Origin of the sequence: Ruixingdingia sedimenti, assembly GCF_031432425.1 — a bacterium.
Classification (GTDB): domain Bacteria; phylum Pseudomonadota; class Alphaproteobacteria; order Rhodobacterales; family Rhodobacteraceae; genus Ruixingdingia; species Ruixingdingia sedimenti.
In genome coordinates this window covers 29,223-49,402 of sequence record NZ_JAVKPH010000012.1, presented here as the reverse complement: position 1 = coordinate 49,402, position 20,180 = coordinate 29,223, and the positions used below count along the sequence as shown (strand labels likewise).

18 protein-coding genes are annotated in these 20,180 nt (G+C 69.3%); 15 read left to right on the top strand and 3 right to left on the bottom strand.

Annotation, left to right across the window (positions count from 1 at the left end):
* Positions 1-40 precede the first annotated feature (40 nt).
* Positions 41-691, bottom strand: a complete 651-nt coding sequence (locus RGD00_RS11760) for a carbonic anhydrase (protein ID WP_310457522.1) — start codon at positions 689-691, stop codon at positions 41-43.
* Positions 692-844: 153 nt separating this feature from the next.
* Here RGD00_RS11760 and RGD00_RS11755 point away from each other — a divergent pair, with 153 nt between their 5' ends.
* The 3 genes from RGD00_RS11755 to RGD00_RS11745 all read left to right on the top strand — a co-directional run bounded on the left by RGD00_RS11755 (position 845) and on the right by RGD00_RS11745 (position 3,653).
* Entirely contained in the window at positions 845-1,219 is a 375-nt protein-coding gene (locus tag RGD00_RS11755; RefSeq protein WP_310457521.1) for a hypothetical protein, read from the top strand.
* A gap of 231 nt (positions 1,220-1,450) precedes the next feature.
* Positions 1,451-2,833, top strand: a complete 1,383-nt coding sequence (locus RGD00_RS11750) for a leucyl aminopeptidase family protein (RefSeq protein WP_310457581.1) — start codon at positions 1,451-1,453, stop codon at positions 2,831-2,833.
* Between the two features lies 1 nt (position 2,834).
* Positions 2,835-3,653, top strand: a complete 819-nt coding sequence (locus RGD00_RS11745) for a C40 family peptidase (protein ID WP_310457520.1) — start codon at positions 2,835-2,837, stop codon at positions 3,651-3,653.
* Between the two features lie 261 nt (positions 3,654-3,914).
* On the opposite strand, the gene RGD00_RS11740 is transcribed toward RGD00_RS11745, so the two are convergent.
* Positions 3,915-4,259 (bottom strand): DUF2794 domain-containing protein, encoded by a 345-nt coding sequence (locus RGD00_RS11740; RefSeq protein ID WP_310457519.1) that lies wholly within the window; start codon positions 4,257-4,259, stop codon positions 3,915-3,917.
* Positions 4,260-4,367: 108 nt separating this feature from the next.
* Here RGD00_RS11740 and RGD00_RS11735 point away from each other — a divergent pair, with 108 nt between their 5' ends.
* The 9 genes from RGD00_RS11735 to RGD00_RS11695 all read left to right on the top strand — a co-directional run bounded on the left by RGD00_RS11735 (position 4,368) and on the right by RGD00_RS11695 (position 14,638).
* On the top strand, positions 4,368-5,288 hold the full coding sequence (locus RGD00_RS11735) for a DMT family transporter (RefSeq protein WP_310457580.1): 921 nt from the start codon (positions 4,368-4,370) through the stop codon (positions 5,286-5,288).
* 183 nt (positions 5,289-5,471) lie between these two features.
* Positions 5,472-8,324 (top strand): monovalent cation/H+ antiporter subunit A, encoded by a 2,853-nt coding sequence (locus RGD00_RS11730; protein ID WP_310457518.1) that lies wholly within the window; start codon positions 5,472-5,474, stop codon positions 8,322-8,324.
* Positions 8,324-8,665 carry a Na+/H+ antiporter subunit C gene (locus RGD00_RS11725; protein ID WP_310457517.1) on the top strand — a complete coding sequence of 114 codons (342 nt, stop codon included), beginning with the start codon at positions 8,324-8,326 and terminating at the stop codon, positions 8,663-8,665. The genes RGD00_RS11730 and RGD00_RS11725 overlap by 1 nt, the downstream gene beginning before the upstream one ends.
* Positions 8,662-10,188: a monovalent cation/H+ antiporter subunit D gene (locus RGD00_RS11720; RefSeq protein ID WP_310457516.1), complete on the top strand. Its 1,527-nt coding sequence runs from the start codon at positions 8,662-8,664 to the stop codon at positions 10,186-10,188. The genes RGD00_RS11725 and RGD00_RS11720 overlap by 4 nt, the downstream gene beginning before the upstream one ends.
* Positions 10,189-10,192: 4 nt before the next feature.
* Positions 10,193-10,684, top strand: a complete 492-nt coding sequence (locus RGD00_RS11715; protein ID WP_310457515.1) for a Na+/H+ antiporter subunit E — start codon at positions 10,193-10,195, stop codon at positions 10,682-10,684.
* The gene (locus tag RGD00_RS11710) at positions 10,681-10,950 is read left to right on the top strand and encodes a K+/H+ antiporter subunit F (RefSeq protein WP_310457514.1); all 270 of its coding nucleotides are present in this window, start codon (positions 10,681-10,683) and stop codon (positions 10,948-10,950) included. Before RGD00_RS11715 ends, RGD00_RS11710 begins: the two co-directional genes overlap by 4 nt.
* A gap of 10 nt (positions 10,951-10,960) precedes the next feature.
* Positions 10,961-11,329, top strand: a complete 369-nt coding sequence (locus RGD00_RS11705; protein ID WP_310457513.1) for a Na+/H+ antiporter subunit G — start codon at positions 10,961-10,963, stop codon at positions 11,327-11,329.
* 8 nt (positions 11,330-11,337) lie between these two features.
* Entirely contained in the window at positions 11,338-12,297 is a 960-nt protein-coding gene (deoC, locus tag RGD00_RS11700; RefSeq protein WP_310457512.1) for a deoxyribose-phosphate aldolase, read from the top strand.
* Positions 12,298-12,301: 4 nt separating this feature from the next.
* Positions 12,302-14,638 carry an aldehyde dehydrogenase family protein gene (locus RGD00_RS11695; protein WP_310457511.1) on the top strand — a complete coding sequence of 779 codons (2,337 nt, stop codon included), beginning with the start codon at positions 12,302-12,304 and terminating at the stop codon, positions 14,636-14,638.
* A 6-nt stretch (positions 14,639-14,644) separates the two neighbouring features.
* Here the strand turns inward: RGD00_RS11695 and RGD00_RS11690 are convergent, their stop codons facing one another.
* Complete coding sequence (locus RGD00_RS11690) at positions 14,645-15,526, bottom strand: MurR/RpiR family transcriptional regulator (RefSeq protein WP_310457510.1); 882 nt, start codon at positions 15,524-15,526, stop codon at positions 14,645-14,647.
* A gap of 225 nt (positions 15,527-15,751) precedes the next feature.
* Between RGD00_RS11690 and RGD00_RS11685 the strand changes: the two genes are divergently transcribed.
* The 3 genes from RGD00_RS11685 to RGD00_RS11675 are packed head-to-tail and all read left to right on the top strand — an operon-like array spanning position 15,752 to position 20,153.
* A complete protein-coding gene (locus RGD00_RS11685) occupies positions 15,752-17,080 on the top strand; it encodes an aspartate aminotransferase family protein (RefSeq protein WP_310457509.1) in 1,329 nt (442 codons plus the stop codon).
* Entirely contained in the window at positions 17,080-18,573 is a 1,494-nt protein-coding gene (locus tag RGD00_RS11680) for a M81 family metallopeptidase (protein ID WP_310457508.1), read from the top strand. Before RGD00_RS11685 ends, RGD00_RS11680 begins: the two co-directional genes overlap by 1 nt.
* Positions 18,570-20,153: an ABC transporter substrate-binding protein gene (locus tag RGD00_RS11675; protein ID WP_310457507.1), complete on the top strand. Its 1,584-nt coding sequence runs from the start codon at positions 18,570-18,572 to the stop codon at positions 20,151-20,153. Before RGD00_RS11680 ends, RGD00_RS11675 begins: the two co-directional genes overlap by 4 nt.
* Positions 20,154-20,180 lie beyond the last annotated feature (27 nt).

Here is a 20,180-nt window from a genome sequence, read left to right as displayed (position 1 = left end):
TCTGCCTACGGCCCTGCGCGCTGCTCACGCGTTTGTCAGATCAGACGGGCACGAAACCGTGCTGCGCCGGGTCGTAGTGTTCCAGCGCGCCCTCGCCCGTCGAGGTCCACAGACCGTGGAGCGTCATCTCCTCGGCCTCGACCGCGGCGCGCACAAAGGGGAAGGTCATCAGGTTCTCGAGCGAGACCAGCACCGCCTCCTTTTCCAGCGCGGTCAGCCTTTCGGTCTCGGCCGCGGCGGGATCGAGCTTTTCGTAGCCCGGGCGCAGGATATCCATCCAGCGGCCGATGAAGCTCGTCTTTTCCTCCAGCGCCGGGGCGTGGCCCGAACACATGTCGTGGCAGCCCTTGACGCCGCCGCAATTGGCATGCCCCAGCACCACCAGATGCGCGACCTTGAGCACCGTCACCGCATATTCCACCGCCGCCGAGGTGCCGTGGTTCTCGCCGTCGGGCGTGTAGGGGGGCACCAGGTTGGCGATGTTGCGGTGGATGAAGAACTCGCCCTCGTCCGCGCCGAAGATCGAGGTGACATGCACGCGGCTGTCGCAGCAGGAAATCACCATCGCGCGCGGGTGCTGCCCGTCGCTGGCCAGGCGGCGGTACCAGGCCTTGTTTTCCTGCCAGGCGGTTGCGCGCCAGCCGTGAAACCGCTGGATCAGATACGCGGGCAGTGGGCGGGCCTTGTCCATTCCTGTTCCCCTTGTGCGATGCTGTTCGACCGCGCCCTGAGTAGGGCGCATTCGAGCGAAATTCGAGGGGTTTTTCGCACCCGCCGCAACCTTTTCTTCAGCAGGCCGGCGGCAGGATCGCGGCGGGTGAATGAAACGAGGGTGGAGGGAACCATGCCGGCCGTGGTCCTGGATCTATGTCCGCGAGAGCGGATCTGGCTCGATCCCGCGCGGATCGGCGCGCTTTATGCGCAGTTCGGCGGGGCGGAGGTGCAGGCGCTGCTGGACCGCGCGATGATCGAACTGGCGAACGTGCGCCACGATCTGACGCGGCAGTACGCCGGGCGGGAACTGGAGGGATTCGCGCGCAACCTGCGCCGGATGCGCCGGATCGCCGACCATCTGGGGCTGACGACGCTCGCGCGCGTGGCAGAGGATGTGGGCGCCTGCCTCGACCGCGGGGACGCGACCGCGCTGGCCGCGACCTGGGCGCGGCTGAACCGCAGCGCGGCGCAGGCGATCGCCGGGGGCTGGGATACGGCCGGATAGGCCCTTTGCCCGGCGCTGGTGCCGGGCGAGGGGTCGGCGGCGCGCCTTCATCGGGCGCGCCCTTCCTCATTTTCTGTCTGAAAATATCCTCAGGGGGTGAATTGGCGCAGCCAAGAGGGGGCAGAATGCCCCCTGCGCCGTCCGGGCCGGGTGCTGCGCCGGGTCGTGGCGCGGCCCTTGCGGCGGGCGCGCGAACGGATAGGCTCGCGCCATCTTTGCCGGAGAATGCCGATGTCCCTTTGCTTTGCCGATCCCGCCGCCGCTTCCTGGCCGCTGCATGTCGTTGCGGCCGAGGATCTGGCGGGCTTCCGCGATACCCTGGCGGAGCCGCACCGCCGCTGGCTCGATGCCGCGGGGTTCGGGGCCGGGGCGGGCGAGGTGGTGGTCCTGCCCGACGCCGGGGGCGGGATCGCGGGGGCGGTGCTGGGCATGGGCGATGCCGCCGCGCGCGCGCGCGGGCGGTTCGGGGTGGCCCGTGCTGCGGCGCGGCTGCCTGCGGGCGTCTGGCATCTGGAAGCCCGGTTGTCGCCCGAGGACCGGGACGAGGCCGCGCTCGGCTGGCTGCTCGCGCAGTACCGCTTCGACCGCTACCGCAAGGCCGCGGCACCCGGGGCGCTGCTCAAGGCCCCCGCTGGCGTGGATGTGCGGCGGATCGAGGCCATCGCGGCGGGCGAGGCGCTGACGCGCGATCTGGTCAACACACCTGCCGCCGACATGGGGCCGGATGAACTCGAGGCCGCGTTCTTCGACCTTGCCGCGCGGTTCGGGGCGGCGGCGGCGGCGGTCCGGGGTGCGGATCTGCTGGCGCGGAACCTGCCGATGATCCATGCGGTGGGCCGCGCCTCGGCCCGTGCGCCGCGGTTGCTGGACATGCGGTGGGGCACGGCGGGGCCGCAGCTGACGCTGGTCGGCAAGGGGGTCTGTTTCGATACCGGGGGGCTCGACCTCAAGCCGTCCTCGGGGATGTTGCTGATGAAGAAGGACATGGGCGGGGCGGCGACCGTCATGGGGCTGGCGCGGATGATCATGGCGCTGGATCTGCCGATCCGGCTGCGGGTGCTGATCCCGGCGGTGGAGAACGCGATTTCCGGCGATGCGATGCGCCCGCGCGACATCCTGACCAGCCGCAAGGGGCTGACGGTCGAGATCAACAACACCGATGCCGAGGGGCGGCTGGTGCTGGCCGATGCGCTGGCACTGGCGGATGAGGAGGAGACGGGCGCGATCGTGTCCATGGCCACGCTGACCGGGGCGGCGCGGGTGGCGCTCGGCCCCGATCTGGTGCCGTTCTACACCGACCATGACGACATCGCCGCGGCGCTGGCAGGGGCGGCGGCGAAGGTGCGCGATCCCTTGTGGCGGATGCCCCTCTGGGCGCCCTACGAGCCGATGATCGAACCCGGCATCGCCGATCTGGACAATGCGCCCGCGGGCGGCATGGCCGGGTCGATCACCGCGGCACTGTTCCTGCGCCGGTTCGTGGACCGCGCGCGCTATGTCCATTTCGACATCTACGCCCATCAGCCCACCGATGCCCCCGCCCGGCCCAGGGGGGGCGTGGGGCAGGGGGCGCGGGCGCTGCTGGAGGCGCTGCCCGCCGTGCTGGGGGTCTGAGATGGACCGGCGGCTGACCCCGGCGAACGGGCGCGTCGCGCATGTATCCCTGCGCGGGCGGGTGGAGGCGCCGGCCTATGTCGCGGGCGAATGGGCGCGGGTGGTGGCGCCGCTGGCGGATCTGAACCGCGCACCGGGCCGGGCGCGGGACCGGCAGGTGCTGATGGGCGACCGTTTTCTGGTGCTGGACCGCGATGGCGGCCATGCCTTCGGGCAGGCGGAAAAGGACGGCTATGTCGGCTGGCTGGCCGAAGCGGCACTGGGCCCCGACACGATGGTGACGCATTGGATCTGCGCGCCCGGCAGCCATCTTTACCCCGAACCCCGGGTGCAGGCGCATGAGGTCGCGGGGCTGAGCCTTGGTGCGCGGCTGGCCGTAACCGGGGCGCAGGGGGCCTTTGCCGCGGTGCCGCAGGGCTGGGTGCCCGCCTGCCATCTGCGCGCCATCGGGGATTGGGCCGACGATCCGGTGGCGGTGGCCGAAAGCCTGACGGGCACGCCCTATCTGTGGGGCGGAAACAGCCGGGCGGGGGTGGATTGTTCGGGGCTGGTGCAACTGGCCTTCCACGCCTGCGGGCGGGCCTGCCCGGGCGACAGCGACATGCAGGCGGGCATGGGGGCAGAGATCGGCCCCGACGACCTGCGCCGGGGCGATCTGGTGTTCTGGAAGGGCCATGTCGCGCTGGTGGCCGGGCCAGACCGGATCGTGCATGCCAACGGCCATCACATGGCGGTGGCGGCGGAACCTCTGTCCGACGCCGTGGCGAGGATCGCCGCCGCCGGGGGCGGCGGGATCACGGCGCGGCGGCGGGCGGGGTAGGGCGGCAAAGGCCGGGCCGGGCGGGACAAGGAAACGCACCGCGTTTCCCCGCCCGTCGCGCGGCGGTGCCATCAGGGACGGTGATGCCGGGAATAATGGAAAGGCCGGCGCCTGCCCCGGCGGGCGAGAAGCGCCCGCCATGGGCGGGGCGGGCGCTGGCCGGGGGCTTGGGCCCCCGGCCGGGGCAACTCGACAGACATCGCGGTGGCGAAGGCACGCGCCTTCGCCAGTCATAGCGGCACGGACGACTGTCGGCCCGCCCTAATCCACGCTGCGGATCAGCCGGCGTTCCAGCACCCGCAGCACCATCGGCAGGTCGTGGCCGCGGCGCAGCACCTGGCCCTCGGGGCCGATCACCGCGTACATCCCCTGTTTCTGCCGCAGGCGCGGGCGCTTTTCCACGCGGTAGATCGGGTTTTCCGCCGTGCGGCGGAAGATCGAGAACACCGCCACCTCGCGCAGGTGCGAAATGGCATAGTCGCGCCATTCCCCCGCCGCGACCATCCGGCCATAGAGCGACAGGATCGCCGCCAGCTCGCGCCGGTCGAAGGCGGTCTCTTCGGGGATGCGTTGCGAAAGCGGAAAGGGTGTCGGAACCTGCCTCATTGTAACGGAATGATGGCCGTGAAGCCGGCACAAGGCAAGGCCCGCGTTCCGCCCTTGCATCCGCCCCCCGGGCGGGCGACAAGCGAAGGGATCGCCGAAAGCCACGACATGCAGCCCCTGCGCGGAATATCCTTCAAGATCGCCTCTGTCCTGCTGCTGATCGTCATGGCCGCACTGGTCAAGGCCGCCACGGAACGGGTGCCGGCGGGGCAGGCGGTGTTCTTCCGGTCGTTCTTCGCGCTGCCGGTGATCCTTGCCTGGCTGACTTGGCGGGGCGAACTGCGCACCGGCTGGCGCACCGCGCGGCCCCTGGGCCATGTCTGGCGCGGGCTGGCGGGGACGGCCTCGATGGGCTGTTCCTTCGCCGCGCTCGCCTATCTGCCGCTGCCCGAGGCGACGGCGATCGGCTATGCCGCGCCGCTGCTGACGGTGGTCTTTGCCGCGCTGTTCCTGGGCGAGGTGGTGCGGGGGTTCCGCATTTCGGCGGTCATGCTGGGGATGGTGGGCGTGCTGATCGTGCTGTCGCCGCAACTGACGGGGCTGCACAGCGACGGCGGTACGCAGCGGGCCATCGGCGGGGCGCTGGCGCTGACCGGGGCGACATTGGCGGCGATGGCGCAGGTGCAGGTGCGCCGGCTGGTGGCGACCGAGCCGACGGCGACCATCGTCTTCTGGTTCTCGCTGACGGCGGCGGGGCTGTCGCTGCTGACGGCGCCCTTCGGCTGGGTGGTGCCCACGGGGCCCGAATTCGCCATGCTGGTCTGCGCCGGGCTTCTGGGCGGGGTCGGGCAGATCCTGCTGACATCGAGCTACAAGCATGCCGACGCTTCTGTCGTGGCACCTTTCGAATATGTGTCGATCGTCTTCGCGCTCGGCATCGGGTACTGGGTGTTCGGTGATCTGCCGACGCTGACCATGCTGGCGGGGGCGGCGCTGGTGGTGCTGGCCGGGATCCTCATCATCTGGCGCGAACGCCGTCTGGGCCTGTCGCGCGCCAGGCAACGCAAGGCGATGACGCCGCAGAGCTGACCGCCGCGAAGGGGCAAACGGGCCGCCGCATTGGGGAAAAACCTGTGCCTGTCCCCCGCAAGGGGGGATGGCGCGGCGGGTTTTCCTTGACTAGCCGTAGGGCGAGCAGGCAGTTAAGGCCGCGCGACGACGAATGCCGGCCCGAACCGGCACCCACGCACGCAGACGAGGACGGAACCGCCGATGTCCCTAGCCCTGATCGCCGCGCTGCCGTTCCTCGGCGCGCTGTTTCCCGGCCTGATGATCCGCGCGGGCCGGGGGCCGAGCGCCCTTGCCGCTGCCGCCGCCAATGCGCTGGCCCTGCTGGGGCTGCTGATCCATGCGCCCGCGGTGCTGCGGGGCGAGGTGATCCATACCCGCATCGAATGGCTGCCCGGGCTGGGGATGGATGCGAATTTCTTTCTCGACGGGCTGGGGCTGCTGTTCGCGGGGCTGATCCTCGGGATCGGGCTGCTGATCATCCTCTATGCGCGCTACTACCTGTCGAAATCCGACCCGATGGGGCAGTTCTATACCTATCTGATGCTGTTCCAGGGTGCGATGGTGGGGATCGTGCTGTCGGACAACATCCTGGTGCTGCTGGTGTTCTGGGAACTGACCTCGCTGTCGTCCTTCCTGCTGATCGGCTATTGGAAACACCTGCCCGAGGGGCGGCAGGGCGCGCGGATGGCGCTGATCGTGACGGCCTCCGGCGGGCTCGCGATGATCGCGGGGATGCTGATCCTCGGCCATGTCGCGGGCAGCCATGACCTGAGCGTGATCCTGACCCAGGCGGGCGCGATCCAGGCGAGCGAATGGTATCTGCCGGCGCTGCTGCTGATCCTTCTGGGCTGTTTCACCAAGTCGGCGCAGTTCCCGTTCCACTTCTGGCTGCCGCATGCGATGGCCGCGCCCACGCCGGTGTCGGCCTATCTGCATTCGGCGACGATGGTGAAGGCGGGTCTGTTCCTGATGGCGCGGCTGTGGCCGGTGCTGTCGGGGACGGCGGAATGGTTCTGGCTGGTCGCGGGGGCGGGGTTGATCACGATGGTGATCGGCGCGGTGATCGGCCTGTTCAAGGACGACCTGAAGGCGCTGCTGGCCTTTTCCACCGTCAGCCATCTGGGGCTGATCACCATGCTTCTGGGTTTCGGCACCAAGGCGGCGGCGGTGGCGGCGGTGTTCCACATCATCGCGCATGCGAGCTTCAAGGCCGCGCTGTTCATGGCCGCCGGGATCGTGGACCACGAGGCCGGGACCCGCGACATCAAGCGGCTGGGGGGCTTGCGGACGTTGATGCCCGTGACCTTCGCCATCGTTGCCGTCGCGGCGCTGTCGATGGCGGGGATCCCGCCGCTGAACGGTTTCCTGTCGAAGGAAATGATGCTGGAAGAGGTGCTGCACGCGGGCGCCGGCGGGGGCTGGCTGCTGGTCGTGCTGGCCACGGTGGGGGCGGCGTTCTCGGTCGCCTATTCCTTCCGGCTGATCGCGCATGTGTTCCTGGGCCCGGTGCGCAGCGATTATCCGCACCACCCGCACGACCCCGGCTTCGGCATGTGGGCGGCGCCGGCGCTGCTGGCGGTGCTGGTGGTGCTGATCGGGCTCTGGCCGATGACGCTGGCGGGCGGGATCGTGGCGGCCGCGGCGGGGGCGGTGACGGGTGGCGCGGTGACGGTGAACATCCATCACTGGCACGGGCTGGTGCCGGCGCTGTTCCTGTCCATCGTCGCCGTGGGCACGGGGCTGGTGCTGGTGGGCGGCCACAGGCGGCTGGATGCGATCTGGACCGCCGTGCCCCGGCCGGAGGCCAAGCGGATCTTCGACGCCATCGTCGATGCCTGCGCCGCCGTCGCGCGGGGCTTTACCGACGGGCTGCACAACGGGGCGCTGACACGGTATCTGGCGATCTTCACCCTGGGCGTGGTGGTGGCCGGGGTCTGGGCCTTCCGCACCGGCACCCATGCCCCGGGCGACCGGCTGCTGACGGAAATCGCGCCGGTGCCGGTGGTGGCCTGGGTCGCGCTGGTGATCTGTTCGGTGCTGCTGATGGTGCTGCACCGCGACCGGCTGCTGGCGCTGGTGCTGATCGCGGTGGTGGGGCTGATGGTGTCGATCACCTTCATCTACCTGTCCGCGCCCGACCTCGCGCTGACCCAGATCTCGGTCGAGGTGGTGACGGTGGTGCTGATGTTGCTGGCGCTGAACTTCCTGCCCAAGCGCACCCCGGTGGAAAGCGGCGCGTCCAAGCGGCTGCGCGACCTGATCGTCGCGGGCGCGGCGGGCGTGGGGGTGGCGGCGCTGGCCTATGCGCTGATGACGCGCGATTTCGCCTTTCCGACGATTTCCGACTATCACCTCGCGCATTCCAAGTCCGGGGGCGGGGGGACCAACGTGGTCAACGTGATCCTGGTGGACTTCCGCGGCTACGACACCTTCGGCGAGATCACGGTGGTCGGCATCGCCGCGCTGCTGGTGTTCGCGCTGACGGAAACCCTGTTGCGCGGCGGGCGGGCGAACCGGCGGCTGCTGGCCTGGGTGCCCGACCAGCGGCGGGCGGGCGACCGGCATCCGATGATGGCGGTGATCGCCACCCGGATGATCCTGCCGGTGGCGCTGGTCGTCGGGGTCTACATCTTCCTGCGCGGCCATAACGACCCCGGCGGCGGCTTCATCGCCGGGCTGGTCGTCGCCATCGCGCTGTTGATGCAATACATGGCCTCGGGCTTTGCCTGGGCGGATGCGCGCCAGCGGCTGGACTATCACGCGCTGATCGGCGCGGGGGTGTTCGTCGCCGGGCTGACCGGCATCGGCGCCTGGTTCGCGGGGCGGCCCTTCCTGACCTCGGATTACGGCTATGTCCGCATCCCGCCGCTGGAGGAATTCGAACTGGCCACCGCCGCCATCTTCGATCTGGGCGTGTTCCTGACCGTGGTGGGGGCGGTGATGCTGATGCTGGCGAGCCTGACGCGGATCGCGATCCGCGCCGGCGAGACGGTGAATATCGAACCGATGGACGTCGACCCCTCGGCGCCCTCGCACGGGACGGAGGGGCGCTGATGGAGATCCTTGTCGCAAGCGCGATCGGGGTGATCACGATGACGGGCATCTATCTGGTGCTGCGGCTGCGCGCCTTTCCGATGGTGCTGGGAATGTCGCTGCTGACCTATGCGGTGAACCTGTTCATCTTCGCCTCGGGCCGGCTGTCGATCGACATGCCGCCGATCCTGTCGCCCGACGGCGCGGCCTATGTCGACCCGCTGCCCCAGGCGCTGGTGCTGACCTCGATCGTGATTTCCTTCGGGATGACGGCGGTGATGGTGATGATGGCGCTCGGCGCGTTCCTGGAAACGGGGCATGACCGCATCGACATGACCGGACCGCAGGAGGACGAGCAGTGAGTCACTGGATCATTGCCCCCGTCGTCCTGCCGGCGGTTCTGGGCCCGTTGATCGTTCTGCTGATGCGCAACGACCTGACGTTGCAGCGGGTGTTCTCGCTGGCCGGGACGCTGGCGTTGCTGGCGATCTCTGTCGCGCTGCTCGCCGCCGCGTCCAGCGCGGGGCCAGAGGTCTATCTGCTGGGCAACTGGCCCGCGCCCTTCGGGATCGTGCTGGTGCTCGACCGGCTGTCGGCGCTTCTGGTGCTGCTGACGGCGATGCTGGCGGTGGCGGTGCTGCTTTATGTCATCGGCACGGGCTGGGATGCGCGGGGGCGGCATTTCCATGCGCTGTTCCAGTTTCAGCTGATGGGGATCTGCGGGGCCTTCCTGACGGGGGATGCCTTCAACCTGTTCGTGTTCTTCGAGGTGCTGCTGATCGCGTCTTACGGGTTGATGATCCATGCCGGGGGCGGTGCGCGGCTGCGCGCGGGGGTGCAGTACATCGCCTACAACCTTGCCGGGTCCACGCTGTTCCTGTTCGCGCTGGCGACCGTCTATTCCGTCACCGGCACGCTGAACATGGCCGATCTGTCGGTCAAGATCGCCGCCCTGCCGGAGGGCGACGCGGCGCTGATCCGGGTGGCGGGGGTGCTGTTCCTGATCGTGTTCGCGGTCAAGGGCGCGCTGGTGCCGATGCAGTTCTGGCTGCCCAACACCTATGCGCTGGCCCCGGGGCCGGTGGCGGCGCTGTTCGCGGTGATGACCAAGGTGGGCGCCTATGCGATCCTGCGGTTTTTCACGCTGATGTTCGGCCCCGACGTGCCCGCGACCGGCACGTTCTATGCCGAAATCCTCTATCCCGCCGCGCTCCTGACGCTGGTGGTGGGGATGGTGGGTATCCTCGGGGCGAAGGGGCTGGCGCGGCTGGTGGCCTTCGCCGCCATCGGGTCCATGGGCACGCTGTTCCTGGGCATGGCGCCGTTTTCGCCGCAGACCACGGCGGCGGTGCTTTACTATCTGGTGCATTCGACGCTGGCCACGGCGGCGCTGTTCCTGATCGCCGACATGGTGCTGGAACGGCGCGGGACCGACACGCTGGCCGCGCCGCGCCCGCCGATCCCGCAGAACGGGCTGATCGCGGCGCTGTTCTTTGCCGGTGCCATCGCCATCGCCGGGCTGCCGCCGCTGTCGGGTTTCGTGGGCAAGCTGCTGATCCTCGACGCGCTGCGCAACACCGGGCCCTATGTGCTGGCGTGGTCGGCGATCCTGATCACCTCGCTGATCGCGGTGGCGGGGCTGGCGCGGGCCGGCAGCCTGCTGTTCTGGAAAGCGTATGAAAGCCCGCCCGAACCCGTTCCCCACGACATCCCGCCGCCCGCCCGCGCGCTGCCCTTCGTCGCGGTGGGGCTGTTGCTGGCGGGGCTGGTGGCGATGACGGTGCTGGCCGGGCCGATCATGGGCTGGATGGAAGAAACGGCCGCGCAGGTGCACGACCCGCGGCCCTGGATCGACGCCCATGCCCTGCCGCAGGAAGAGGAGTGATCCGATGCTGCGCCGGTTTTTCCCCCATCCCTGGCTGAGCCTGCTGCTGATCCTGACCTGGCTGCTGCTGGTCAACGGCTTCGCCTGGGGATCGCTGGTCTTTGCGGTGATCCTCGGCGTGGGGATCCCGCTGCTGACGGCGGCCTACTGGCCCGACCGGCCGGCGATGCGCCATCCGGTGAAATTCACCGCCTATATCCTGCTGGTGATCTATGACATCGTGGTGGCCAATATCGCGGTGGCGAAGATCGTGCTGTTCATGCCGCGCGCCAGCCTGCGCCCGGCCTGGGTGTCGGTGCCGCTCGACCTGCGCAAGCCCGAGGCGATCTCGCTTCTGGCCGGGACGATCACCATGACCCCGGGCACCGTCAGCGCCGATCTGTCGGCGGACGGGCGCGCGATCCTGGTGCATTGCCTGCATGCGCCCGACCCCGATGCCGTGGTGGCCGACATCAAGGCCCGTTATGAAAGCCGACTGAAGGAGATGTTCGAATGATCGAGGCCGCGCTGACCTTCGCCTTCGGCTGTTTCGCTGTCGGGCTTTTGTTCACGCTCTACCGTGTCGCGCGGTCCGACGGCGTGCCGGACAGGGTGCTGGCGCTGGACACGATGGTGGTGAACGTGATCGCGCTGATGGTGCTTTACGGCATCTATGCCGGCACGACGATCTATTTCGAGGCCGCGCTGCTGTTCGCCATGACCGGCTTCGTGTCCACCATCGCCTATGCCAAGTTCATGCTGCGCGGCGACATCATCGAGTGAGGGGCCGGGAATGGAACTGATCGCGGAAGTGGTGGTGTCGCTGTTGCTGGTGGGGGCCGGGTTCTTCGGGCTGGTGGGGTCCTTCGGGCTGTTGAAACTGCCCGACACGATGACCCGCCTGCACGCGCCGACCAAGGCGACCACCCTGGGCGTGGGCGGGGTGCTGATCGCCTCGATGGTCTATTTCGCTTTCCTCGGGGGCGGGCTGTCGTGGCATGAATTCCTCATCACGCTGTTCCTGTTCCTGACCGCGCCGGTATCGGCGCTGTTCATCGCCAAGGCGCAGATCCACCGGGCCGTGCCGCCCGCCGACCTGCCGCCCACCGGCACGGGGGCGGAATGGGCGGTGCTGGACGGCAAGGCCGAGGCGCGCGACTGAGCGCGCCGATGCCGCCCCTTTTCGCATTTCCACGCAATCCCGGCATGGCGCTGGATCTGGACTGGGTGATGCGCGCCAAGGCGAATGCGCCTGCGGTGGACCGGCGGGTGGCGGCGCTGCCGGGGCGGCGCACGGTCAAGAAGGACTGGCAGGCGGCATGGCTGTGCAAGGCCGTCAGCCTGATCGACCTGACGACGCTGGCCGGCGACGATACCCCGGGCCGGGTGCGGCGCCTCTGCGCCAAGGCGCGCCAGCCGGTGCGCCCCGACCTGCTGGAGGCGTTGGGAATGACCGGCCTGCATGTCGGCGCGGTCTGCGTCTACCACGGGATGGTGGCCCCCGCGGTGGCGGCGCTGGCGGGATCCGGCATCCCGGTCGCCGCCGTGTCCACCGGCTTTCCCGCCGGGCTGTCGCCCTTTGCCCTGCGGCTGGCGGAAATCGGGGAAAGCGTCGCGGCGGGCGCACAGGAAATCGACATCGTGATTTCCCGCCGCCATGTGCTGACCGGCGACTGGCAGGCGCTTTACGATGAAATGGCGCAGATGCGCGCGGCCGGCGGGGCGGCGCATGTGAAGGCGATCCTTGCGACGGGCGAACTGGGTTCCCTCACCAATGTTGCGCGCGCCAGCCTCGTGTGCATGATGGCGGGGGCGGATTTCATCAAGACCTCGACGGGGAAAGAGGCGGTGAATGCCACCCTGCCGGTGGCGCTGGTGATGGCCCGCGCGATCCGCGATTACCACGACCGCACCGGGTTCCGCGTCGGGTTCAAGCCCGCCGGGGGCATATCGAAGGCCAAGGACGCGCTGGTCTATCTGGCGCTGATGCGCGAGGAACTGGGGCGGGAGTGGTGCCAGCCCGACCTGTTCCGCTTCGGCGCCTCCAGCCTTCTGGGGGATATAGAACGGCAGCTGGACCACCATGTCACCGGCCGCTATTCCGCCGCCAACCGCCATCCGATGGGCTAGGGACATGAGCGTCAAGGACATTTTCGATAGCCTTTCCTACGGCCCCGCGCCCGAATCCGCCGCCCCGGCGCTGGACTGGATCGCCGCGCATGGCGGGCGGTTCGGGCACTGGATCGACGGGCGGTTCACGGCGGCGGGGGATACCTTCGTCACCCGCAACCCGGCCACCGGCGGCCTGCTGGCCGAGGTGACGCAGGGGGCCGCGGCGGATGTGGCGGCGGCGGTGGCGGCGGCGCGGCGGGCGCAGGCGAAATGGGGCCGCACCCCGGGGCATGAACGGGCGCGGGTGCTTTATGCCCTCGGGCGGCTGGTGCAGAAACATGCGCGGCTGTTCGCGGTGATGGAGGTGCTGGATACCGGCAAGCCGATCCGCGAGGCCCGCGATGCGGATATTCCGCTGGTGGCGCGGCATTTCGGCTATCACGCCGGGCTGGCGCAACTGGTGGCGGACGAACTGCCGGGCATGGCCCCCGTGGGCGTCTGCGCGGCGGTGGTGCCGTGGAACTTTCCGCTGCTGATGCTGGCATGGAAGGTGGCGCCCGCGCTGGCGGCGGGGAATGCCGTGGTGCTGAAGCCCGCCGAATGGACGCCGCTGTCGGCGCTGCTGTTCGCGGAACTGTCGCGCGAGGCGGGGGTGCCGAAGGGCGTGCTGAACGTGGTCACGGGCGACGGGGAAACGGGTGCGGCGCTGGTCGCCCACCCCGATGTCGCCAAGGTCGCCTTCACCGGATCGACCGCCACCGGCCGCGCCATCCGTACCGCCACCGCCGGGACGGGCAAGGGGCTGACGCTGGAACTGGGCGGCAAGGGGCCGTTCATCGTGTTCGAGGATGCGGATCTCGACAGCGCCGTCGAGGGACTGGTCGAAGGGATCTGGTTCAACGGCGGGCAGGTCTGCTGCGCCGGATCGCGCCTGCTGGTGCAGGAAGGGGTGGCGGGGGATTTCCTTGCGCGGCTCAAGCGCCGGATGGCGCGCCTGCGCGTGGGCGACCCGCTGGACAAATGCATCGACATCGGGGCGCTGGCCGATCCAGCGCATCTGGCCCGCGTCAATGCGATGGTCGCCGCCACGCAGGGCGAGGTGTTCCGGCCCGATACCCCCATCCCCCCGGGCTGTTTCTGCGCCCCCATGCTGGTCACGGGCCTGTCGCCCGCCGACCCGCTGATGCAGGAAGAGGTGTTCGGCCCCGTCCTCGCCGCCACCACCTTCCGCACCCATACAGAGGCGGTGGAGATCGCCAACAACACCCGCTACGGCCTTGCCGCCTCGGTCTGGACCGAGAATGTGAATATGGCCCACGAGGTCGCGGGGCGGCTGCGGGCCGGGGTCGTCTGGGTCAATGCGGCGAACCTGTTCGATGCCGCCGCCGGGTTCGGCGGGGTGCGCGAAAGCGGGTTCGGCCGCGAGGGCGGGTGGGAGGGGCTGCGGGCATGGCTGCGCCCGGCCGGAAGGCCCCGCCCCCTGCGCGCCATCGCCCCCGTCGCCCCGCCCGCCGCGCCGATGGTCGAGGGGATCGACAGGACGGCAAAGCTTTATATCGGGGGCAAGCAGGCGCGGCCCGATTCCGGCCTGTCGCGCGCGGTCTGGTCGCGGCAGGGGCGGCTGTTGGGCCATGTGGGTCTCGGCACCCGCAAGGACATCCGCAATGCGGTGGAATCCGCGCGCGCCGCCGCACCGGGATGGGCGCGGGCCAGCGCGTGGAACCGGGCGCAGGTGATCTACTACCTCGCCGAAAACCTGTCCGCCCGCGCCGGTGAATTCGCCGCCCGCCTGCAAGACCTGACCGGCAGGCCCGGCGGGGCAGAGGTGGAGGCCGCCATCCAGCGCCTGTTCGCCTGCGCCGCCTGGGCCGACAAATGGGAAGGCGCGGTCAAGCCCGTGCCCCTGCGCGGCATGGTGGCGGCCCTGCGCGAACCGCAGGGCGTCATCGGCATGATCTGCCCCGACGAGGCGCCGTTGCTGGGGCTGGTCTCGCTGCTGGCGCCTGCGATGGCGGTGGGGAATGCCTGCGTGCTGGTGCCTTCGCGCGCTTACCCCCTGGCGGCGACGGATTTCTATCAGTTGCTCGATACCTCGGACGTGCCGGGGGGTGTGGCGAATATCGTCACCGGCGATGCGGCGGAACTGGCGCGGACGCTGGCCGGCCATAGGGATGTCGATGCCGTCTGGGCCTTTGCGGGGGCGGAGGTGTCGGCATTGGTCGAACGGGAATCGGTCGCGAACCTCAAGCGGACATGGGTGGACCACGGGCAGGCCGTGGACTGGGCCGCCGGGGGCGTGCGGCCGTTTCTGGAAGCGGCGACCGACACCAAGACGCTCTGGCTGCCCGCGGGGATGTAGGGCGGGTCAGAGCCTGCGGCGCGGGATCGCATTGGCGTAGGTGTTGAGCGCCAGCAATTGCCGGTCCGCCGCGCGCAGCCCTTCCAGCGCCGCCGCCCGGTCGCGGCTGGCCAGCGCCGCGCACAGCACCTCGGACACCGCGAGCGCCGGCGCGAGGGTGTGGAAAAAGCTCTGGCTGTCGGTCGAACAGAGGATGGCGTGTTCGCAGATCCCGACCAGGGGCGAAACCTCGCTGTCGGTGATCGCCAGCAGCACCATTCCCTTTTCGCGGGCGATTTCCGCCAGTTCCAGGCTGTGCAGCGCATAGGGGTTGATCGAGACCACCAGCAGCACATCCCCCGCCCGCGCCCGGATCAGCGCATCGCCCGCCGTGCCCGCGGGGCCGTCCAGATGCACCGTGCGTTCGCCCAACAGCGTCATGACATAGTGGAAATGCCAGGCCACCGAATGGCAGGACCGCAGCCCCAGAACATAGATCCGCCGCGCGCCTGCCAGCCGGTCGGCCACCGCCTCTATCCGCGCCAGCGCGGCGGGTTCGCACAGCCGCGCGATCTGCGCCGCCAGCCCCTGCAACATCTGCCGCGCCAGCCCGTCGGCCCCCGCCGCATCGTCCTGCCGGATCGCGCGGGCGGCGAAACCGTCGGCGCGCAGGCGGATCGCCTCGGCGTGATGGGCGCGGATGTCGTCATAGCCGGGCAGGCCGAGGAACTTGGCCAGCCGCGTCATCGTCGCCGGCTGCACGCCCGCATTGCGCGCGAGTTCCCGCATCGACACCAGCGCCACCTCCTGCGGATGTTCGAGGATATAGCGCGCGGCGGCCTGCAACTGGGGCGGCATGTCCTCGAACCGGGCGATGATATGGTCCCGCAGGGGATCGTCTTGCAACATATGTTTCGCCTTCGGTTGGGGCGTGGCCCTAGCTATCCCGCCGATTCGCACCAGATTCAACGGATTTCGTGCATCTGCACATGATTTCATCGTTTCGTGAATGCCGTGAATGGCTGCAAACGTTTCTATTTGTGTTGTGATGAAACAAGTGTTGCATTTTGCCGCGGCGGCGCTATGCACGAGGGCAGGGCGGCGCGTGCCGCGATTCCACCGAAGGCCGGACAGATGACCAGAATCCTCCACCGCACGATCGGCGCCGACCTGCCCAGGGCTGTGGCGGGGCAGGGCGTCTACATCACCGATGCCGGGGGGCGCAGCTTCATCGACGGGTCCGGGGGGGCGGCGGTCAGCTGTCTGGGCCATGGCCATGCCGAGGTGCTGGAGGCGATGCGGGCGCAGATGGATGCCATCGCCTATGCCCATACCTCTTTCTTCACCACCCCGGCGCTGGAATCGCTTGCCGACCGGCTGGTGGCGCTGACGCCGCCGGGGCTGGATTACGTCTACCCCGTCTCCGGCGGGTCGGAGGCGGTGGAGGCGGCGCTGAAGATGGCGCGGCAGTATTTCGTGGAAATCGGCCAGCCGCAGCGCCGCCACATCATCGCCCGGCGGCAGAGCTATCACGGCAATACCATCGGCGCGCTGGCGACGGGGGGCAATGCGCTGCGCCGGGCGCAGTTCCAGCCGATATTGCCGGAAACGCATCATGTGTCGCCCTGCTATGCCTACCGCGACCAGCAGGTGGGCGAGACCCCCGAGGCCTATGCCGCAAGGCTGGCGGACGAGCTGGATGCGAAGATCCGCGACCTGGGCGAGGACCGGGTGATGGCCTTCGTGGCGGAACCCGTGGTGGGCGCGACGCTGGGTGCGGTGGGGCCGGTGGCGGATTACTTCCGCCGCATCCGGGCGGTCTGCGACAGGTATGGCGTGCTCTTGATCCTCGACGAGGTGATGTGCGGCATGGGGCGCACCGGCAGTCTTTTCGCCTTCGAACAGGAAGGGATCGTGCCCGACCTCGTGACCATCGCCAAGGGTCTGGGCGGGGGGTATCAGCCCATCGGGGCGGTGATGCTGTCGGATTGCATCTACCGCGCCTTCGCCGAAGGCTCGGGCCTGTTCCAGCATGGGCATACCTATATCGGCCATCCGGTGGCGGCGGCGGCGGCCGACAAGGTGGTGGAGATCATCAGCCGCCCGGGGATGATGGATCATGTCCGCGCGATGGGCGACCGGCTTCAGGCCGGGCTCGATGCGGCGCTGGGCCAGTCGCCCCATGTGGGCGACATCCGGGGCCGGGGCCTGTTCCGCGGGATCGAGCTGGTGGCCGACAAGGACAGCAAGACCCCCTTCGACCCGGCGCTGAAGATCCATGCGCGGGTCAAGGCCGAGGCGATGGCGCGCGGCCTGCTGTGCTATCCCGCCGGGGGCACCATCGACGGGCGGCGGGGCGACCATGTGTTGCTGGCCCCGCCCTATATCGTCGCGCCCGGAGAAATCGACATGATCGTCGAACGTCTGCGCGACGCCATCGGCGCTGCGGTGAAGGGGGTCTGATGGCGTATCGGATCGGCTTTGCGGGCTTCAACCTCGAATCCGTCACCGCCGTGCCGCAGGTGGCGGAGGTGGAGGAATTCGAGCGGCTGTGCACCCGCGGGGCCGAAGTGACGGCCCGGTTCGCCGGCACCAACACCGTCCCCGGCGGCTGCATGGCCGTCTGCGCCGCCGAAGGGGCGGAATTCGTGCCGCTGTTCCACACGCTTCTGGGCGCGCTCGGCCCGGCATCGGATGCGGCGGTGGAACGGTTCACGCAGGAAATCGTGGACGGTATCGCGGCGCAGGGGCCGTTCGACGGGTTCGTGCTGTTCCTGCACGGGGCCTGCTGGGCGCCCGGATATGCGGATGTGGAACGCCATGTGATCGACCGCGTGCGCGCGGCGGCGCCGGGGCTGCCGCTGGCGGTGGCGCTGGACTATCACGGCAATATCGACGCGCGCACGCTGGCGGGGGCCGACATCGCGGTGGGCTATCGCCATTCGCCGCATATCGACATGGGCGAGACGGGGGAAAGGGCGACAAGCGCCCTGATCCGCCTGCTGCGGACGGGCCGCCGCCCCGGGCTGGCCGTGGCGCGGCCGGGGGTGGTGATCCCGTCCATCATGTCTGCGACGGCGCTGGAGCCGCTGGCCGCGATCATGGCAGAGGCGCGGGCGGCGGGGGATTGCGACATTTCCGTCATGGCGGGCTTTGCCTATGCCGACAGCGCGAATACCGGCATGTCGGTGATCGCGCTAGACTGGGCGGGGCAGGCGGCGGCAGAGGCGAAGGCGCAGGATTTCGCCGCGCGGCTGCATGCGGCGCGGCATGCCATCGCGCAGGCGATCCCCGTTTGGGGGGTAGAGGACGCGCTGGCGGATGTGGCCGCGAATCCGGGGCGGGGGCGGCCCGTGGTGCTGCTGGAACATGCCGACCGGATGAACGATTCCACCCATCTGCTGCGCGCGCTGCTGGACCGCGACCTCGGCCGCGTCGCCGTGCCCTTCCTGCTGGACCCGGCCAGCGCCGCGGCCGCCCATGCCGCGGGTGCGGGGGCAGAGGTGGACCTGTCCCTTGGAGGCCATACCGCGCCGGAAACCGGCGGGCCGGTGGCGGTGCGCGCGCGGGTGATCTGGGCGGGGCCGAAGGCCTATACCGTCTCGGGCCGCTACCAGCGCGGATCGCAGGTGGATCTGGGCCTGACCGCGCTGGTCGAGGTGGGACGCATCCGCATTTCCATCGTGTCGCATTTCGCCTTTGCCGTCGACGGCGACCCCTTCACCATCTTCGGCGAGCGGCCCGAGGATTACGACGTGATCCTGCTGCGGTCGAAAACCCATTTCCGCGACTTCTATGAACCCATGGCCGACCGCATCCTCGTGGTCGATACGCCCGATCTGGGCCCCGCCGATGTGCGGCTGATCCCCTACCGGCAACTCGACACCGCCCGCGCCTTCCCGTGGTGCGACCCGCCGCCCTTCAACGACAACAAAACTTCAGGAGAGGTAACATGACATTCCTTCGCTATGGCACGTTGGGCCTTGCCGCGCTGGCGGCCGGTGCGTTCTGGTCTGCGCCGGTATCCGCCGAACAGGTGGTGACGGCGGTGATGCAGGCGCCCTTGCGCACGCTCGACCCGCATCTGAGCACGGCGCAGATCGTGCGGACGCATGGTTTCATGGTGTTCGACACGCTTCTGGGCATGGATGCCGACTACAACCCGCAGCCGCAGATGGCCGATTACGCGGTGTCGGACGACCGGATGACCTATACGCTGACCCTGCGCGAGGGGCTGAAATGGCATGACGGCACCCCGGTGACGGCAGAGGATTGCGTGGCCTCGCTGCGCCGCTGGGGGGAAAACGACGGCCCGGGCCGGACGATGATGACGCATGTCGCCTCGATCGCGGCGACGTCGGATCGGGAAATCGTCATCACGCTGGCGAAACCCTTCGGGCAGGTGCTGGAACTTCTGGCCAAGCCCTCGCCCGTGCCGCCGTTCATGATGCCGAAACGGCTGGCCGAGACGCCGAAGGGCGAACAGGTGGCCGAGATGATCGGGTCGGGCCCCTTCCGCTTTGTGGCCGAGGAATACCGGCCGGGCGATCAGGCCGTTTACGTCAGGAACACCGACTACGTGCCGCGGGCAGAACCGATGAGCTGGACCGCCGGCGGCAAGGTGGTGAACGTGGACAAGGTGGTGTGGAAGGCGATGCCGGACATGCAGACCACCATCAACGCCATCCAGTCGGGCGACGTGGACCTGATCGAACAGGTGACGATCGACCTGCTGCCGCTGCTGGATATGGCCGAGGGCGTGGAATACGGCATCAAGAACCCGCTCGGCGCGCAGGTCACGGGCCGGTTCAACCACCGCCTGCCGCCCTTCGACAACGCGGATCTGCGCCGGGCGGCGATGTATGCGCTGGATCAGGACACCCTGATGCAGACCGCCATCGGCAACCCCGATTATTACACGCTCTGCGCCTCGGCCTATGGCTGCGAGGTGCCCCTGGCGTCCGATGCGGGGGCCGAATACCTGGCGGGCAGCGCGGAAGAACGGATGGCCAAGGCGCAGGAGCTGCTGAAGGCCGCGGGCTATGACGGCACGCCGGTGATGATGATGCAGCCCACCGACCTGACGATCCTGTCCACCCAGCCCATCGTCGCCGCCGAACGGCTGCGCGAGGCGGGGTTCGATGTCGATGTCGTCTCGATGGACTGGGCGACGCTGCAATCGCGCAAGAACGGCTGGCAGCCGGTGGCCGAGGGCGGGTGGAACATGCTGTTCACCTACTGGGGCGTCACCGGGATCTGGAACCCGCTGGTGCATGCGCTGCTGGATGGCTCGGGCGCCGATACCGCGTGGTCCGGCTGGCCGGTCAGCCCCGAGATAGAATCGCTGCGGGCCGAATACCTGACCTCGCCCACGCTGGACGACCAGAAACGCATCGCGGCGGCGATCCAGCAGATCGCCTGGGACCAGGGCTTCTACTACAATGCCGGCGAGTTCAAGTCGGTCGCGGCATGGCGGACGGAGTTGCAGGATATCGAGCCCGGTCCGATCACGCTCTTCTGGGGCATGCACAAGTAACCTCTGGCGGGCGCCCTGCGGGGCGCC

Bases quoted from the DNA above. Each gene is read 5' to 3' on its own strand.
- RGD00_RS11680 (WP_310457508.1), top strand. From the start codon at position 17,080: ATGGCGTATCGGATCGGCTTTGCGGGCTTCAACCTCGAATCCGTCACC.
- RGD00_RS11755 (WP_310457521.1), top strand. From the start codon at position 845: ATGCCGGCCGTGGTCCTGGATCTATGTCCGCGAGAGCGGATCTGGCTC.
- RGD00_RS11730 (WP_310457518.1), top strand. From the start codon at position 5,472: ATGTCCCTAGCCCTGATCGCCGCGCTGCCGTTCCTCGGCGCGCTGTTT.
- RGD00_RS11745 (WP_310457520.1), top strand. From the start codon at position 2,835: ATGGACCGGCGGCTGACCCCGGCGAACGGGCGCGTCGCGCATGTATCC.
- RGD00_RS11750 (WP_310457581.1), top strand. From the start codon at position 1,451: ATGTCCCTTTGCTTTGCCGATCCCGCCGCCGCTTCCTGGCCGCTGCAT.
- RGD00_RS11690 (WP_310457510.1), bottom strand. From the start codon at position 15,526: ATGTTGCAAGACGATCCCCTGCGGGACCATATCATCGCCCGGTTCGAG.
- RGD00_RS11705 (WP_310457513.1), top strand. From the start codon at position 10,961: ATGGAACTGATCGCGGAAGTGGTGGTGTCGCTGTTGCTGGTGGGGGCC.
- deoC (WP_310457512.1), top strand. From the start codon at position 11,338: ATGCCGCCCCTTTTCGCATTTCCACGCAATCCCGGCATGGCGCTGGAT.
- RGD00_RS11695 (WP_310457511.1), top strand. From the start codon at position 12,302: ATGAGCGTCAAGGACATTTTCGATAGCCTTTCCTACGGCCCCGCGCCC.
- RGD00_RS11760 (WP_310457522.1), bottom strand. From the start codon at position 691: ATGGACAAGGCCCGCCCACTGCCCGCGTATCTGATCCAGCGGTTTCAC.
- RGD00_RS11740 (WP_310457519.1), bottom strand. From the start codon at position 4,259: ATGAGGCAGGTTCCGACACCCTTTCCGCTTTCGCAACGCATCCCCGAA.
- RGD00_RS11725 (WP_310457517.1), top strand. From the start codon at position 8,324: ATGGAGATCCTTGTCGCAAGCGCGATCGGGGTGATCACGATGACGGGC.
- RGD00_RS11675 (WP_310457507.1), top strand. From the start codon at position 18,570: ATGACATTCCTTCGCTATGGCACGTTGGGCCTTGCCGCGCTGGCGGCC.
- RGD00_RS11710 (WP_310457514.1), top strand. From the start codon at position 10,681: ATGATCGAGGCCGCGCTGACCTTCGCCTTCGGCTGTTTCGCTGTCGGG.
- RGD00_RS11685 (WP_310457509.1), top strand. From the start codon at position 15,752: ATGACCAGAATCCTCCACCGCACGATCGGCGCCGACCTGCCCAGGGCT.
- RGD00_RS11735 (WP_310457580.1), top strand. From the start codon at position 4,368: ATGCAGCCCCTGCGCGGAATATCCTTCAAGATCGCCTCTGTCCTGCTG.
- RGD00_RS11715 (WP_310457515.1), top strand. From the start codon at position 10,193: ATGCTGCGCCGGTTTTTCCCCCATCCCTGGCTGAGCCTGCTGCTGATC.